Annotated in this window: 11 protein-coding genes and 1 tRNA gene; 11 read left to right on the top strand and 1 reads right to left on the bottom strand. The window is 69.5% G+C overall.

Going from position 1 to position 14,611, the window contains the following annotated elements; genetic code table 11:
• Positions 1–27: 27 nt before the first annotated feature.
• On the top strand, positions 28–666 hold the full coding sequence (locus tag CH341_RS07950; protein WP_111418499.1) for an FMN-binding negative transcriptional regulator: 639 nt from the start codon (positions 28–30) through the stop codon (positions 664–666).
• 263 nt (positions 667–929) lie between these two features.
• Positions 930–2,102, top strand: a complete 1,173-nt coding sequence (locus CH341_RS07945) for a Fic family protein (RefSeq protein ID WP_111418498.1) — start codon at positions 930–932, stop codon at positions 2,100–2,102.
• A gap of 38 nt (positions 2,103–2,140) precedes the next feature.
• On the opposite strand, the gene CH341_RS07940 is transcribed toward CH341_RS07945, so the two are convergent.
• Positions 2,141–2,217: transfer RNA gene (locus tag CH341_RS07940), tRNA-Met, on the bottom strand.
• Positions 2,218–2,965: 748 nt separating this feature from the next.
• Here CH341_RS07940 and CH341_RS07935 point away from each other — a divergent pair.
• The 9 genes from CH341_RS07935 to CH341_RS07895 all read left to right on the top strand — a co-directional run bounded on the left by CH341_RS07935 (position 2,966) and on the right by CH341_RS07895 (position 14,512).
• Entirely contained in the window at positions 2,966–7,120 is a 4,155-nt protein-coding gene (locus CH341_RS07935; RefSeq protein WP_111418497.1) for a Pls/PosA family non-ribosomal peptide synthetase, read from the top strand.
• A gap of 24 nt (positions 7,121–7,144) precedes the next feature.
• A complete protein-coding gene (locus CH341_RS07930; RefSeq protein WP_111418496.1) occupies positions 7,145–7,618 on the top strand; it encodes a GNAT family N-acetyltransferase in 474 nt (157 codons plus the stop codon).
• Complete coding sequence (locus tag CH341_RS07925; protein ID WP_245430942.1) at positions 7,615–8,259, top strand: 4'-phosphopantetheinyl transferase family protein; 645 nt, start codon at positions 7,615–7,617, stop codon at positions 8,257–8,259. Before CH341_RS07930 ends, CH341_RS07925 begins: the two co-directional genes overlap by 4 nt.
• A 27-nt stretch (positions 8,260–8,286) precedes the next feature.
• The gene (locus CH341_RS07920) at positions 8,287–9,318 is read left to right on the top strand and encodes a histone deacetylase family protein (protein WP_111418494.1); all 1,032 of its coding nucleotides are present in this window, start codon (positions 8,287–8,289) and stop codon (positions 9,316–9,318) included.
• Between the two features lie 44 nt (positions 9,319–9,362).
• A complete protein-coding gene (locus tag CH341_RS07915; RefSeq protein WP_111418493.1) occupies positions 9,363–9,947 on the top strand; it encodes an ANTAR domain-containing response regulator in 585 nt (194 codons plus the stop codon).
• On the top strand, positions 9,947–10,984 hold the full coding sequence (locus CH341_RS07910; protein ID WP_111418492.1) for an ABC transporter substrate-binding protein: 1,038 nt from the start codon (positions 9,947–9,949) through the stop codon (positions 10,982–10,984). Before CH341_RS07915 ends, CH341_RS07910 begins: the two co-directional genes overlap by 1 nt.
• A 321-nt stretch (positions 10,985–11,305) precedes the next feature.
• The gene (locus CH341_RS07905; RefSeq protein WP_111418491.1) at positions 11,306–12,613 is read left to right on the top strand and encodes a CmpA/NrtA family ABC transporter substrate-binding protein; all 1,308 of its coding nucleotides are present in this window, start codon (positions 11,306–11,308) and stop codon (positions 12,611–12,613) included.
• Positions 12,614–12,804: 191 nt separating this feature from the next.
• Positions 12,805–13,707, top strand: coding sequence for a nitrate ABC transporter permease (ntrB, locus tag CH341_RS07900; RefSeq protein ID WP_111418490.1), 903 nt, complete (start codon positions 12,805–12,807; stop codon positions 13,705–13,707).
• 10 nt (positions 13,708–13,717) lie between these two features.
• Positions 13,718–14,512: an ABC transporter ATP-binding protein gene (locus CH341_RS07895; protein WP_111418489.1), complete on the top strand. Its 795-nt coding sequence runs from the start codon at positions 13,718–13,720 to the stop codon at positions 14,510–14,512.
• The last annotated feature ends 99 nt before the right edge of the window (positions 14,513–14,611 follow it).

The raw sequence follows: 14,611 nt of genomic DNA, 5'->3' as shown, positions 1-14,611 counted from the left end.
GTGGCCGGCGCGTGTCAGGAGACGCCGATGTACGTTCCCCCCGCGTTTCGCGTCGAGGATCTCGGGGCGCTGCACGAGACGATGCGCGCGGTGCGCCTGGCCAATCTCGTCACCGCGACGCCGGACGGCCTGATCGCCACGCCGCTGCCGCTGTTCCTCAGTCCGGAGGAGGGCCCGTTCGGGACCCTCTACGGCCATCTGGCCCGCGCCAATCCGCAGTGGACGCTCGCCGCGGCGGGCGAGGCGCTGGCGTTGTTCACGGGACCGGACGCCTATGTCACGCCGTCCTGGTATCCGTCCAAGCAGGAGCACGGGAAGGTCGTGCCGACCTGGAACTACGTCGCCGTCCATGCCTACGGCCCGGCCGAGTTCTTCGACGACGCGGATCGCCTGCGCGATGTCGTCGGGCGGCTCACCGACCTTCACGAGCGCTCCCGGTCCGAGCCGTGGGCCGTGGCCGACGCGCCGGACAGCTTCGTCGCCGCTCAGCTCAGGGGCATCATCGGGCTGCGCCTGCCGATCACCCGCCTCGAGGGCAAGCGCAAGACGAGCCAGAACCGCACCCCCGCCGACCAGGCCGGCGTCGCCGCCGGACTCTCGGCCAGCGACCGCGCTGCGGATCGTGCGCTGGCGGCGCTGATGGGAGCGCAGCGGGACGGGGCGTGAGGTCGCGTTCGGCCGTGGCCGGGATCCAACGGCACGGTTCGTATTTTAGTTTTGAGAGGCAGTAGGGGAGGCCCGTTTCCGGCGCGCCCCGCACCCGTTCTTGCGCAACCGGACAGTGCCGGCCCGAGGACGATGTCGAGGGCGACCGCCCCGGGCCGGCCCCCAAACCCAACCGGCAAAAAAAGCGGCATTTCCGTTTGCCGAGCTGTGGCTCAAGGGACTGAGTGTGCGTTATATTTGCACGCTAACGGAAGCGGCAAAAAATGACTGTGGCAGCGATGGAGCCTCTCCTGCCGGAGACAGGGCAGGATCTGGAGGATTTGGCGATCGAGCTTGTCGCCAAGTCCAACGCCTTGGCAGGCCGACTCAACCCGGCCTTGAGCGCGGCCCTGGGCGATCTGGTGCGCTCGATGAACTGCTACTACTCGAACTTGATCGAGGGGCACAACACGCTGCCGATCGACATCGACCGGGCCTTGGCGGGGGACTTCGCGAACGACGAGACCAAGCGCAATCTCCAGCTCGAAGCGCGGGCCCACATCGAAGTGCAGCAGATGATCGACCGTGGCGACGGTCCCGGCCCGATCGTGTCGCGGGAGTTCATTCTGTGGCTCCACCGGAGCTTCGGTGAGCGCCTGCCGGACGAGCTGCTTCGGGTAGAGGACTCCGACACCAAGGAAAAGCTCGAGATCGTCCCCGGTGAGTTGCGGACGCGACATGTGGTCGTGGGCCGTCACATCCCGCCCGCCCCGGACGAGCTACCGGCCTTCCTGGCCCGTTTCACCGAGGCCTATGCCTCGAAGCACCTGTCGACGTTGCGCAAAATCATCGGAGTGGCGGCGGCCCACCATCGATTGCTCTGGATCCACCCGTTTCTCGACGGGAACGGCCGCGTCACCCGGCTGTTCTCGCACGCGTGGCTGCGTGAGCTGGGGGTGGGCTCGGCGCTGTGGTCGGTCTCGCGAGGCCTGGCCCGCAATGTGGAAACCTACAAGGCCCTGCTGATGGCGGCCGACGAACCCCGCCGGGGTGATCTCGACGGGCGCGGCAACATCACCCAGGCGGGCCTGGATGAGTTCTGCCGGTTCTTTCTCTCCACCTGCGTCGACCAGGTCACCTTCATGGAAGGACTGTTGGAGCCTGCCGAGATGCTTCGGCGTATGGAGATTTGGGCCGAGGAGGAGGTTCGCGCCAAACGCCTGCTCAAGGGCTCCTGGCCGCTGCTCCGTGAAGCCGTCATCGCCGGTGAGTTTGCAAGAGGACGGGCTGCCGCCTTGACCGGCTACGAAACACGCCAAGCCCGGACGGTCCTGAATACGCTGATCAAGGCCGGCTACCTCGTCGCGCCGACCCCACGCAGCACGGTACGGCTGGGCTTCCCGGTGAGCGTTCTCGAACGGTGGCTGCCGCGGCTTTATATTCCGGCAACCGTCTGATCGGGCTTTGAAGAGGGGCGGGCGGCTATGATTGGAAATGGTAGCGGAGGAGGGACTCGAACCCCCGACACGCGGATTATGATTCCGCTGCTCTAACCAGCTGAGCTACTCCGCCGCCGTCGGCCGTACCGTGCGGGCCGGCTGCCCGGGCCGGGGCCGCGAGGGCCCTGGCGTCGGGGACGGCTCCTTAGCACACCGTCCGGGCGGAACGCCAGAGCCTGTTGCGCGGATCCGGCCCGACGGGCGACGCGGATCCGGCGCGCCGGACAAAGGGCCGCCGGAAGGCCGCGAGCAAGAGGGGCGCCGTTTCGCTGCCGCCGACGTGCGACGGGCCGGCTGGTCCCGCCGACCTGCCGGCCATCGAATGCGCGATCCGGCAGCCGATTCGGGGCAGGGCGATTCGGGGGCAGGGGACCGCGAGATCCGAGCCCTCTCGTCTGGCCGGGCGCGCCACGGCGGCCGATGCACCCGCGGCGCGGGAGCGACTCGGCGCCGGCGCCGTGCCCCGGCGGAGGCCGAATTCGTAACGTCCCGATAACCACCCGGGCCGCCTCCGTAATTTCGCGGAGCATGCGGACAAGCGCCTGTGTCCCAGGGCCTCCGGCACGGTCGCCGGGAGATGTTCAAGAAGACTAAACGGCTCATTCAGCGGGCATTCATGTGCCGAATCCCAGGGTGCGGCCACAAGAGGCTGCCGGTGTGCCAAGAGCCTCGGGGGAATCGCAAGTCGAACGCCATCCTCCTGTTCCGATCGGGACCGGCCGCAGCGCGCGGCGGGTTCATGTCGGCCCTCGGCCCACCGGACAAGAGCTGAACGACACGGCCGGCGCGCGGTTCGCGTCTGTCGCAACCAGAGCAGAACGATGGCCCATCGAATCGACATCGGCGACGTCCGCGACGGAGCGACCGGCGGCCCCACCGCGGCGCATCTGGCGCGACGGATCGACGGCCACGACGTGTTGTTCTGCGGCAGCCGGGATTCGTCGCCGCGCTGGCGCCCGGGCGAGCGGCTCCACCAACTGTTCGAGGAGGCGGCCGACCGCTTCGGCGATCTCGCCGCCGTGCTGACCGCCGACACCACGCTGACCTATCGCGAGCTCGATCGCCGCGCCAACCAGGTGGCCCGCCACCTGATCGCCCGAGGGGTCCGGGCCGGCGACCGCGTCGGCCTGTTGTTCGACAAGACGATCGAGACCTATGTGGCGCTGGTCGCGGTGGTGAAGGCCGGCGCCGCCTATGTGCCGCTCGATCCCGGCCTGCCGGCCGAGCGCATCCGCTACATGCTGGCCGACGCCAAGATCCGCACCATCGTGTCGATGGCGAGCTTCTCCGAGCGCCTCTCGGCCCAGGACGCCGACGCGGTGCTGCTCGACGCCGCCCGCGCCGAGATCGACGCCCGCTCGCCGGAGCGCCTGTTCGCCGGCGAGGTCGCCGCGACCGACGACCAGGGCTGCTACGTGATCTACACCTCGGGCACCACCGGCAACCCCAAGGGCGTGCTGGTCGAGCATCCGAGCATCTGCAACTTCGTGCGCATCGCCGCCGAGCGCTACGGCTACCGCCCGGGCGACCGCGTCTACCAGGGCATGACCATCGCGTTCGACTTCTCCATCGAGGAGACCTGGGTGCCGCTGATGGCCGGCTCGACGCTGGTGCCGGCGCGCGCCGGTGGCGGCCTGGTCGGCGAGGAGCTGGCCGACTTCCTGCACGATCGCCGCGTCACCGCGATGTGCTGCTGCCCGACGCTGCTCTCCACCATCGAGCGCGACCTGCCGCATCTGCGCCTGCTGATGGTCGGCGGCGAGGCCTGCCCGCAGAACCTGGTGATGCGCTGGAGCCGCCGCGGCCGCACCATCCTCAACACCTACGGCCCGACCGAGGCGACCGTCACGGCCACCGTCACCGAGCTGGTGCCGGAGAAGCCCGTCACCATCGGCATCCCGATGCCGACCTACTCGATCGTGATCCTCGATCCGGCCGAGCCGCGCTCCATGTCGCGTGGCGAGCTCGGCGAGATCGGCATCGCCGGCATCGGCGTCGCCGCCGGCTATCTCAATCGCGAGGAGCTGACCGGGCAGAAGTTCATCGAAGACTTCATCGGCATCCCCAACAACGCGTCGAAGCGCATCTACCGCACCGGCGACCTCGGCCGCATCAACGAGATGGGCGAGATCGAGTATCTGGGCCGCATCGACACCCAGGTGAAGATCCGCGGCTACCGCATCGAGCTCGTCGAGATCGAGTCGGTGATGATGGAGCTGCCGCAGATCGCCCAGGCGGCGGTGTCGACCTTCGAGCCGGAGCCCGGCATGCCGGAGCTGGTCGGCTACTACGCGCTCAAGCCCGGCGCCGGCGACCTGCCGCGCGGCGACATTCTCCAGGCGCTCAAGCGCCGGCTGCCGGCCTACATGGTGCCGGCCTATCTCGAGCAGCTCGACGCGATCCCGATGTCGGCCTCCAACAAGGCCGACCGCAAGCGTCTGCCCAAGCCGGCCGGCCCGCGCGTCCAGGCCGCCGGCAACGGCAAGGTGGTCGCCGCCCGCACCGACACCGAGCGGCTGCTGGTCGAGGCGATCGCCGAGATCCTCACCGTCGAGCGCGTCTCCACCGAGGACAATTTCTTCGACGATCTCGGCGCCAACTCGCTGCTGATGGCGCGGTTCTGCGCAAAAATCCGCAGGAACGCCGGCATGGAGAACGTCTCCATGCGCGACATCTACACCAACCCGACCATCGCCAAGCTCGCCGCGATCTTCGACGAGGCGGGCGACGCGGCGGCGGTGCAGACCGCGCCCGAGCCGTTCCACACGCCCTCCGACCTCTCCTATTACGCGTGCGGCGCGGCGCAGCTCCTGTTCTACGGCGCCATCAGCCTGCTCGGCCTGTGGGTGTTCGACACCGGCCTCGAATGGGCCTATGCGGCCACCGGCCCGGTCGACCTGTATGTCCGCAGCGTCGTCGCGGCGGTGGCGAGCTTCTTCGGCCTCACCGCGGTGTCGATCGTCGGCAAGTGGCTGCTGGTCGGCCGCTTCAAGGAGGAGCGCATCCCGATCTGGTCGGCGCGCTACTTCCGCTTCTGGGCCGCCAAGACGCTGATGCGCAACGCGCCCGTCGCGCTGTTCGCCGGCCACCCGATCTACAACGTCTATCTGCGCCTGCTCGGCGCCAAGGTCGGCGCCAACGCCATCGTGAAGACCCGCTTCGTGCCGGTCGCCACCGACCTGATCGCGATCGGCCAGGATACGATCCTGCGCAAGGAGTCGATCCTGCTCGGCTATCGGGCGCAGTCGAACTACATCACTACGGGCCGGGTCAGCATCGGCGACCGCGCCTTCGTGGGCGAGGCGAGCGTGCTCGACATCGACACGGCGATGGGCGACGACACCCAGCTCGGCCACGGCTCGTCGCTGCAGAGCGGCCAGCGCGTCGCCGACGGCAAGCGGTTCCACGGCTCGCCCGCCGTCGAGACGACGGCCGACTATGTGCGGGTCGAGGCGCTGCCGTCGACGGCGCTGCGCCGCGGTCTCTCCGAGGTGGTGCAGTTCGCGCTGCTGTTCATGGTGGTGATCCCGGTGCCGATCGTCGCGCTGGCGCTCTACGAGCAGCACTCCGGCGCGTCCGCCGCGGCCTCGACCCTCTGGACCTCGTTGCCGACCGTGCTGGCGGTGTCGCTGGTGTCGTTCTTCGGCTCGATCGTCACCGGCCTGGCCGGCGTGTGGGCGGTGCCGCGGCTCGCCCGCTTGTTCCTGACCGAAGGCCGCACCTACTCGACCTTCGGGTTCCACGCCTGGCTGCAGGGCCTCACCGAGAAGTTCTCGAACTCGCTGTTCTTCAACGTGCTGTTCGGCGACTCGTCGGCGATCGTCGGCTACATGCGCTTCGTCGGCTGGAACCTGAACAAGGTCGAGCAGACCGGCTCGAACATGGGCACCAACCAGAAGCACGACAATCCGTTCATGTGCGAGATCGGCTCCGGCACGATGGTCTCGGACGGGCTGTCGATGATCAACCTGGAGATGTCGGCCTCGTCGTTCCGCCTGTGCCACACCCGCATCGGCGACAACAACTATCTGGGCAACAACATCCAGTATCCGCCCGGCGGCCGCACCGGCGCCAACGTGCTGCTCGGCACCAAGGTGATGATCCCGGTCGACGGCCCGGTGCGCGAGAACTGCGGCCTGCTCGGCTCGCCGCCCTTCGAGATCCCGCGCATGGTCGAGCGCGACAAGTCGATGCTCGGTGCCATCCCGGAGGACGAGCGCCTGCGTCGGCTGGCCGCCAAGAACCGCTACAATGCCGTCACGGCGGCGCTGTTCCTGGCCACCCGCTGGCTCCTGGTGTTCGCCTCGCTCGCGGTGTGGCAGGCGGCGCTGCTGGTCTACCCGACCTACGGGGTGTTCGCCCTGTTCGCGGCCGGTGCCGTCACGTCCGCCGGTGCCGTGCTGTACTTCACCATGATGGAGCGCGCCTCGCTCGGCTTCGGCTCGCTGAAGCCCGAGATGGTGACCATCTACGACCCGTATTTCTGGAGCCACGAGCGGCACTGGAAGCTGTCCGACTGGCCGCATGTCCAGCTGTTCGGCGGCACGCCGGTGAAGAGCCTGATCCTGTGGCTGATGGGCGTGAAGGTCGGCCGCAAGGTCGTCGACTTCGGCTGCTCGATCACCGACCGCAGCCTCACCGAGGTCGGCGACTACGCCAACCTCAACGAGGGCAGCGTGCTTCAGGCGCATTCGCTGGAAGAGGGCGTGTTCAAGTCCGACTGGATCCGCATGGGTGAGGGTTGCACGCTCGGCCCGTCGGCCTTCGTCCACTACGGCGTCACGCTCGGCGAGCACGTGGTGATCGACACCGACGCCTTCCTGATGAAGGGCGAGGTCGTCGACGCGCACACCACCTGGCGCGGCAACCCGGCGAAGCTGTTCCGCCGTCACGGCTCCGTCGACGGCGCGCTCGGCGCCGCCGTGTACCGGGCGCCCGCGACGGTCGAGCCCGCCTACCGTATCGCGGCGGAGTAGGCCGTGTCGCGCCGGGAGACGATCATGGGCCTCCCGGGCGCCGGCGAGGTCCGCCTCGCCGACGTGACGGCGAACAACTGGCGCGACGTCGCCGCGCTCGAGCTCGAGCCGGAGCAGCGCGAGCTGGTCGCCGGTAATCTCTACTCGCTCGCCGAGTCGAAGTTCGATCCGCTGGCGCGGCCGCGCGCCGTCTATGCCGGCGACGAGCTGGTCGGATTCCTGATGTACGACGTCGGCAGCGACCACCTGGGCCGCGCCGTCATCTACCGCTTCATGATCGACCGCCGCTTCCAGGGCCAGGGCTACGGCCGCGCCGCGCTCCGGCTGGCGCTCGACGAGATCGGCCGGCTGCCCGGCGTCGGCACCATCTCGATCTGCTACGAGCCCGAGAACCCGGCCAAGGCACTCTATGCCAGCGTCGGCTTCGTCGAGATCGGGGCCGACGAGGACGGCGAGATCATCGCCGAGCTCGCGGTCGAACGGGCGACCGGCACGTGACCTCCGCTGACATGCTCGCCTCCTGCGATCCCACCCTGCAGCGCGCGCTGGACTCTCTCGTGTCCGGCATCGTGGTCGGCCACCGCTTGATCGCGCCCGGCGACGAGGCGGCGCTGCTCGACGCCGAGGCGAGCTCGATCGTCTCGAGCATCGTCGCGGTGCGGCGGGCCAGCGGTGCCGCCCGGGTGGTCGCCCGCGAGCTGCTCGCCGGCCTCGGCCATGCCGGCTGCGCGCTGCCCCGCACCGCCTCCGGCGCGCCGGACTGGCCGCGCGACGTGGTCGGCTCGCTGGCTCACGACCAGGCCGTGGCGGTCGCCGCGGTGGCGCCGCGCGCCGCCGTCGCCGCGCTCGGCATCGACGTCGAGCCGGCCGAGCCACTGCCCGACGACATCCTCGATCTCGTCGCCACCGTGCCGGAGCGGTCCGGCCTCGCCGGCGATCCGCTGCGCGGACGTGTCCTGTTCGCCGCCAAGGAAGCCGTGTACAAGGCGATGCATCCGCTCGACGGCGTCTTCCTCGATTTCCACGACATCGTGGTCGATCTCGTCGGCCGCAAGGCCGTGGTGCCGAGCGGAAAGATCCTCGATCTCGCCGTCTGCCGCGCGCCGCGGATCGTGGTCCTCGCCTTCTCGCGCGCGTGAGAGCGACGGCGTTCGCCGGGCGGAATCATGATCACGGTGTTCAGCGACGCGCACGCCTTGCACGACGGCAAGGCGGAGCTGCACGACGGCAAGCTGGTGACGAGCTTCGAGATGCCGCGCCGCGCCGCGCTGGTGCTGTCGCGCGTGACCGAGGTGGGGCTCGGCCCGGTGATCCCGCCCTCCGCCTTCGGGCTCGATCCGGTGAAGCGCGTCCATGCGCCCGATTACGTCGACTTCCTCGCGGGCGCCTGGGACGCCTGGGTCGCCGAGCACGGCGCGTACGACGCGCTGCCGTTCACCTGGATCGCGCCCGGCATGCGGCGCGTGGTCCCGGACCATATCGACGGCAAGCTCGGCTACTACTCCTTCGATGCCGGGACGCCGATCACGGCCGGCACCTTCCAGGCGGTGCGGGCGGCGGCCGACGTGGCCCTCACCGGCGCGCAGCTCGTCGCGCGCGGCGAGCGCGGCGCCTTCGCGCTGACCCGGCCGCCGGGGCACCACGCGCACCGGGCCTGCTACGGCGGCTATTGCTTCTTCAACAACGCCGCGATCGCCGCCCAGGCCCTGCGTGACACCGGCGCCGAGCGCGTCTGCGTCCTCGACATCGACTATCACCACGGCAACGGCACCCAGGACATCTTCTACGACCGCGGCGACGTGCTGTTCGTCTCGCTGCATGCCGACCCGGTGCAGGAGTATCCCTACTTCCTCGGCTTCGCCGACGAGACCGGGACCGGCGCGGGGGAGGGGGCCAACGCCAACTATCCCCTGCCGTTCGGCACCGGCTTCGAGGCCTGGTCCGCGGCGCTCGATCATGCGCTCGCCCGCATTGCGGCGTTCGGCGCCGAGGCCCTGGTGGTCTCGCTCGGGGTCGACACCTACAAGGGCGACCCGATCTCCCGCTTCCGCCTCGACACCGCCGATTATCCGACCATCGGCGGGATGCTGGCCGGCCTGCGGCTGCCGACCCTGTTCGTGATGGAGGGCGGCTACGCCGTCGAGGCGATCGGGGTCAACGCGGTCGGCGTGCTGCAGGGCTTCGAGGCGGCCGCCTGAGCGTGGCGATTGCCTTGCGGCCGCGATCCGGCAAAGATGGTGCGATGCAGGACGGGGTGGTTTCGGTCGCCGTGGTCGATGCCGATCGGGCGCGTGCCGCGATCGTCGAGGAAGGCTTGCGCGCCGCCGGGATCCCGCGCGTCGCGATCGTGCCGGACTCGCCCGACCTGCTCGACCGCCTGGTCGCCCTCGCCCCCGACGTGGTGGTCATCGCCCTCGACAGCCCCAGCCGTGACGTTCTCGAGCAGATGTTCCGGGTGTCGCGCGTGGTCGAGCGGCCCGTCGCCGTGTTCGTCGACCGCTCGGACGCCGCCACCATGCAGGCCGCGATCGATGCCGGCGTCTCCGCCTATGTGGTGGACGGGCTGAAGCCCGAGCGGGTGCGCGCCATCGTCGACATGGCGGTGATGCGCTTCAACGCCTACAGCCGCATGCGCCGCGAGCTCGAGGACGCCAAGACGGCGCTGGCCGACCGCAAGACCATCGACAAGGCCAAGGGCCTGCTGATGGCCCGCAAGGGCCTGTCGGAGGAGGACGCCTACGCGCTCCTGCGCCGCACCGCCATGAACGAGAAGAAGCGCATGGTCGAGATCGCCCAGGCGATCATCACGGCCGCGGAGCTGTTCTGATGACGCGCCTTTCGATCGGATACGTGCCTCTCACCGACGCCGCCGTGCTGATCGCGGCGGCCGAGCGCGGCTTCGCGGCGGCCGAAGGCCTCGACCTCGTGCCGGTGCGCGAGACCTCCTGGGCCAATATCCGCGACAAGCTGGTGTTCGGCCATTTCGACGGCGCCCACATGCTGGCGCCGCTCGCGGTGGCCACGACGCTGGGGCTCGGCCACATGGCGCTGCCGCTGGTCGCGCCCGTGATGCTCAACATCGGCGGCCATGCCGTGACGGTGTCGCGGCCGATCGCGGCGGCGCTCGCGGAGCACGGCGGACTGTCGGGAGAGGTCGCCGCGGCGGCGGCGGCGCTCGGCGCCGTCGCCCGGGCGCGTGCCGCGGCCGGGCAGGGGCCGCTCACCTTCGCGGCGGTCTTTCCGCTGTCGGTGCATGCCTATCTGCTCCGGCGCCTGTTCCTCGCGGCCGGGCTCGATCCGGAGCGCGACGTCCGCCTCGTCGTGGTGCCGCCGCCCTTCATGGTCGATGCGCTGCGGCGCGGATACGTGGACGGCTTCTGCGTCGGCAGCCCGTGGAACAGCGTCGCGGTGGACCAGGGCGTCGGCACCATCCTGCTGCTCGGCAACACCGTGGTGCCGGGCGCTCCCGACAAGCTCCTGGCGCTGCCGGCCGAGCGCGCCGACGCGCCGGAGAGCGCGGCGCTGATTCGGGCGCTCGCCGCCGCGGCGGCCTGGTGCGCGGCGCCGGAGAACCGCGCCGATCTCGCCGCGCTGCTCGGCGAGTCGGGCCATCTCGACGCGTCCGCCGCCGTGATCCGCCGCACCCTCGACGGCGCCCTGGTGGTGGACGGCGACGGGCGCCTGCGCAACGATCCCGACTTTCTGGTGCTCGACGCCAACCGCCCCGAGCCGGCCCAGGCCGACTGGCTCGCCGCGGCCATGCAGGCCGCCGGCCATCTGCCGGACGGCTCGGAGAGCGCCGTGCGGGCGGTGTTTCGGGGCGACCTGTTCGATGCGGCGCTGGGTCCGCCGGCGCCGGGCTGAGCCTCCCCGGTCTGCTCACGGTTTGATCAGGTGCCGCTTCGGCAGTGCCGCAAACAGGCGCATCGGGGCGGAGCCGAACGTCGCCGGACCGGTCGCGCGATCTGATAATCTCCTGAGACTAAGCATTTTTCCGCAGCGCGGCATGATTGGCACGCCACTTGTATAACTAGTGCTAGTGGCCGCCGCCGACGCTGACGGTGGGCCTTCTGATACAGCGCAGCAACGCCGCTGCTTCGACCTGTCCTCGCACCCGTTCCTCCGGGGTGCGTCGCGTCGGTTCGAAGCGGCGGCGTTTTCTTTTTTGCCGAGCGAGGAGAGAGCATGACCACGACGTCCCGGCCGTTGCGTTCCACCCGCCGCCAGTTCCTCCGCAACGCCGCCAACACGGCCGCACTCCTGGCCGCCGCCAAGGCCGCCCTGCCGGCCGGCGCCTTCGCGCAAGGGGCGGGCCCCGAAGTGAAGGGCACCAAGCTCGGCTACATCGCGCTGACCGACGCCTCGCCCCTGATCATCGCCAAGGAGAAGGGCTTCTACGACAGGCACGGCCTGCCCGACATGGACATCGCCAAGCAGGCCTCGTGGGGCGCGACGCGGGACAACATGGCGCTCGGCACCGAGCGCAACGGCATCGACGGCGCGCATCTGCTGCGGCCCAAGGTTCATCTCTACACCACCGGCAAGGTGATGCAGAGCAACCAGTCCCTGCCGATGTACACGCTCCTCAATCTCAACGAGGACTGCCAGGGCATCTCGGTCTCCAACGAGTACAAGGATCTGAAGATCGAGAAGGACTCCTCGCCGCTCAAGGCCGCGTTCGAGCGCAAGAAGGCACAAGGCAAGGAGCTCACCGCCGCCATGACCTTCCCGGGCGGCACCCACGACCTGTGGATCCGCTACTGGCTCGCCGCCGGCGGGATCGATCCCGACAGCGACATCAAGGTGATCGTGGTGCCGCCGGCCCAGATGGTCGCCAACATGAAGGTCGGCAACATGGACTGCTTCTGCGTCGGCGAGCCGTGGAACGAGCAGCTCGTCAACCAGAACATCGGCTACACGGCGCTGACCACCGGCGAGCTGTGGTTCCGCCACCCGGAGAAGATCCTCGGCATGCGGGCCGACTGGGTCGACAAGAATCCGCGCGCCACCAAGGCCCTGATGATGGCCGTGATGGAAGCGCAGCAGTGGTGCGACAAGCCGGAGAACAAGGACGAGATGGCCGCCATCATCGGCCGGCGGCAGTGGTTCAACGTGCCGGTGCCGGACATCATCGGCCGCATCAAGGGCGACATCAACTACGGCCTCGGCCGCACCGCCAAGGGCACCAATCTCTACATGAAGTTCTGGGGCGAGGGCGGCTCGACGTCGTATCCGTGGAAGAGCCTCGACACCTGGTTCGTCACCGAGAACATCCGCTGGGGCAAGTTCGATCCCGCGATCGACATCAAGGCGCTGGTCGACAAGACCAACCGGTCCGACCTGTGGATCGAGGCCGCCAAGAGCCTCGGCGTGTCGGGCATTCCGACCTCCGACAGCCGCGGCGTCGAGACCTTCTTCGACGGCATGAAGTTCGATCCGGCCGATCCGATGGCCTATCTGCGCGCCCAGCGCATCAAGCGCGTGACGGTTTGAACGTGCGAGGTCTGCACCCGGCCCTGCCCGTCCGCATCCCGAGGAGGCCGCGAAGCGGCCGTCTCGAGGGATGGCGGCGGCCCGCGTAATCGGGGCCTCGTGGTTCGAGACGCGGCCTTCGGCCGCTCCTCACCACGAGGGGAGAGTCAGAGCGAAGATCAGCGACAAAGGAGCCCCCCGTGGCGCAATCCATGCTGAAACTGAAGTCCGTCGCCGAAGGGCCCGCCGCGGCCGCCGCTCCGCCCCCGACGGTCGCGACCGTGGTGCCGCTCGCCACGAAGGCGCCGCCGCTCGCGGCGCGGCTGCGGCCGATCGCCTCCAAGGTGGCCGCCGTCGTGCTGCCGCCCCTGATCGTCACCACGCTGCTTCTGCTGATCTGGGAGATGGCGTGCTGGAGCCCGACCTCGGCGCTGCCGCCGCCCTCGCGGGTGTGGAGCGAGGCGAGGGATCTGATCGTCGATCCGTTCTTCGTCGCCGGCTCGCAGGACATTGGCCTCGGCTGGCGGGTGCTCACCTCGCTGCAGCGGGTCGCCGTCGGCTTCGGCCTCGCCGCGGTCGCCGGCGTGCTGATCGGCTCCATCGTCGGCCAGTCGGTGTGGGTGATGCGCGGCTTCGATCCGGTGTTCCAGGTGCTGCGCACCGTGCCGCCGCTCGCCTGGCTGCCGATCTCGCTCGCGGCGTTCCGCGACGCCAATCCGAGCGCCATCTTCGTGATCTTCATCACGTCGATCTGGCCGATCCTGATCAACACCGCGGTCGGCATCCGCAACATCCCGCAGGACTATCGCAACGTCGCCCGGGTGCTGCGGCTCAATCACCTGGAGTTCTTCGTCAAGATCATGGTGCCGTCGGCGGCGCCCTACATCTTCACCGGCCTGCGCATCGGCATCGGTCTCGCCTGGCTGGCGATCGTCGCGGCCGAGATGCTGACCGGCGGCGTCGGCATCGGCTTCTTCATCTGGGACGCCTGGAACTCGTCGCGGCTGCCCGACATCGTCGTCGCGCTCGGCTACATCGGCGGCGTCGGCTTCCTGCTCGACCGGCTGGTGGCGGGCGCCGCAGTGCTGGTCACCCGCGGCACCGCATCGAACTGAGGGTCGAGCCATGAACCCCTATCTCAAGATCGACCACGTCGGCATCAGCTTCTCGCGCGGCGGTACCACCTCCGAGGTGCTGCGCGACGTGACGCTGCGGATCCAGCAGGGCGAGTACGTCTCGATCATCGGCCACTCCGGCTGCGGCAAGTCGACGCTCCTCAACATCGTCGCCGGCCTGCTGCGCGCCTCGACAGGGGGCGTGATCCTGGAGGAGCAGGAGGTCAACGCGCCGGGGCCGGACCGTGCCGTCGTGTTCCAGAACCACAGCCTGCTGCCCTGGCTCACCGTCTACGAGAACGTCGCGCTGGCCGTCGACAAGGTGTTCGGCGGCAAGCGCTCGCGCGCCGAGCGGCGCGAGTGGATCATGGAGAACCTGGCGCTGGTCAACATGGCGCACGCCAAGGACAAGCGCCCGGCCGAGATCTCCGGCGGCATGAAGCAGCGGGTCGGCATCGCCCGCGCGCTCGCCATGGAGCCGAAGATCCTGCTGCTCGACGAGCCCTTCGGGGCGCTCGACGCGCTGACCCGGGCGCATCTGCAGGACCAGGTGATGGAGATCCACGCTCGCCTGAAGAACACCATGATCATGATCACGCACGACGTGGACGAGGCGGTGCTGCTCTCCGATCGCATCGTGATGATGACCAACGGCCCGGCCGCCACCATCGGCGAGGTGCTGACCGTCGCGCTCGCCCGTCCGCGCCGCCGCCTCGAGCTGGTCGACGACCACGAGTACAACCGCTGCCGCGCCGCCGTGCTCGAGTTCCTGTACGCCCGCAACCGCTTCGTCGAGGCGGCGTGAGGAGATGATGAAGGCGTTGTGGCGCACGGCCTTGCCGCTCGGCCCACCTCCCCCTGGAGGGGGGAGGTCGGATCGCGAAGCGATTCGGGAGGGGGTGAC

It is taken from the genome of Rhodoplanes roseus, from assembly GCF_003258865.1.
In the GTDB taxonomy this organism is placed as follows: domain Bacteria; phylum Pseudomonadota; class Alphaproteobacteria; order Rhizobiales; family Xanthobacteraceae; genus Rhodoplanes; species Rhodoplanes roseus.
Note: the sequence above shows the minus strand (reverse complement) of the source record. Positions and strands in the feature narration are given on the sequence as shown.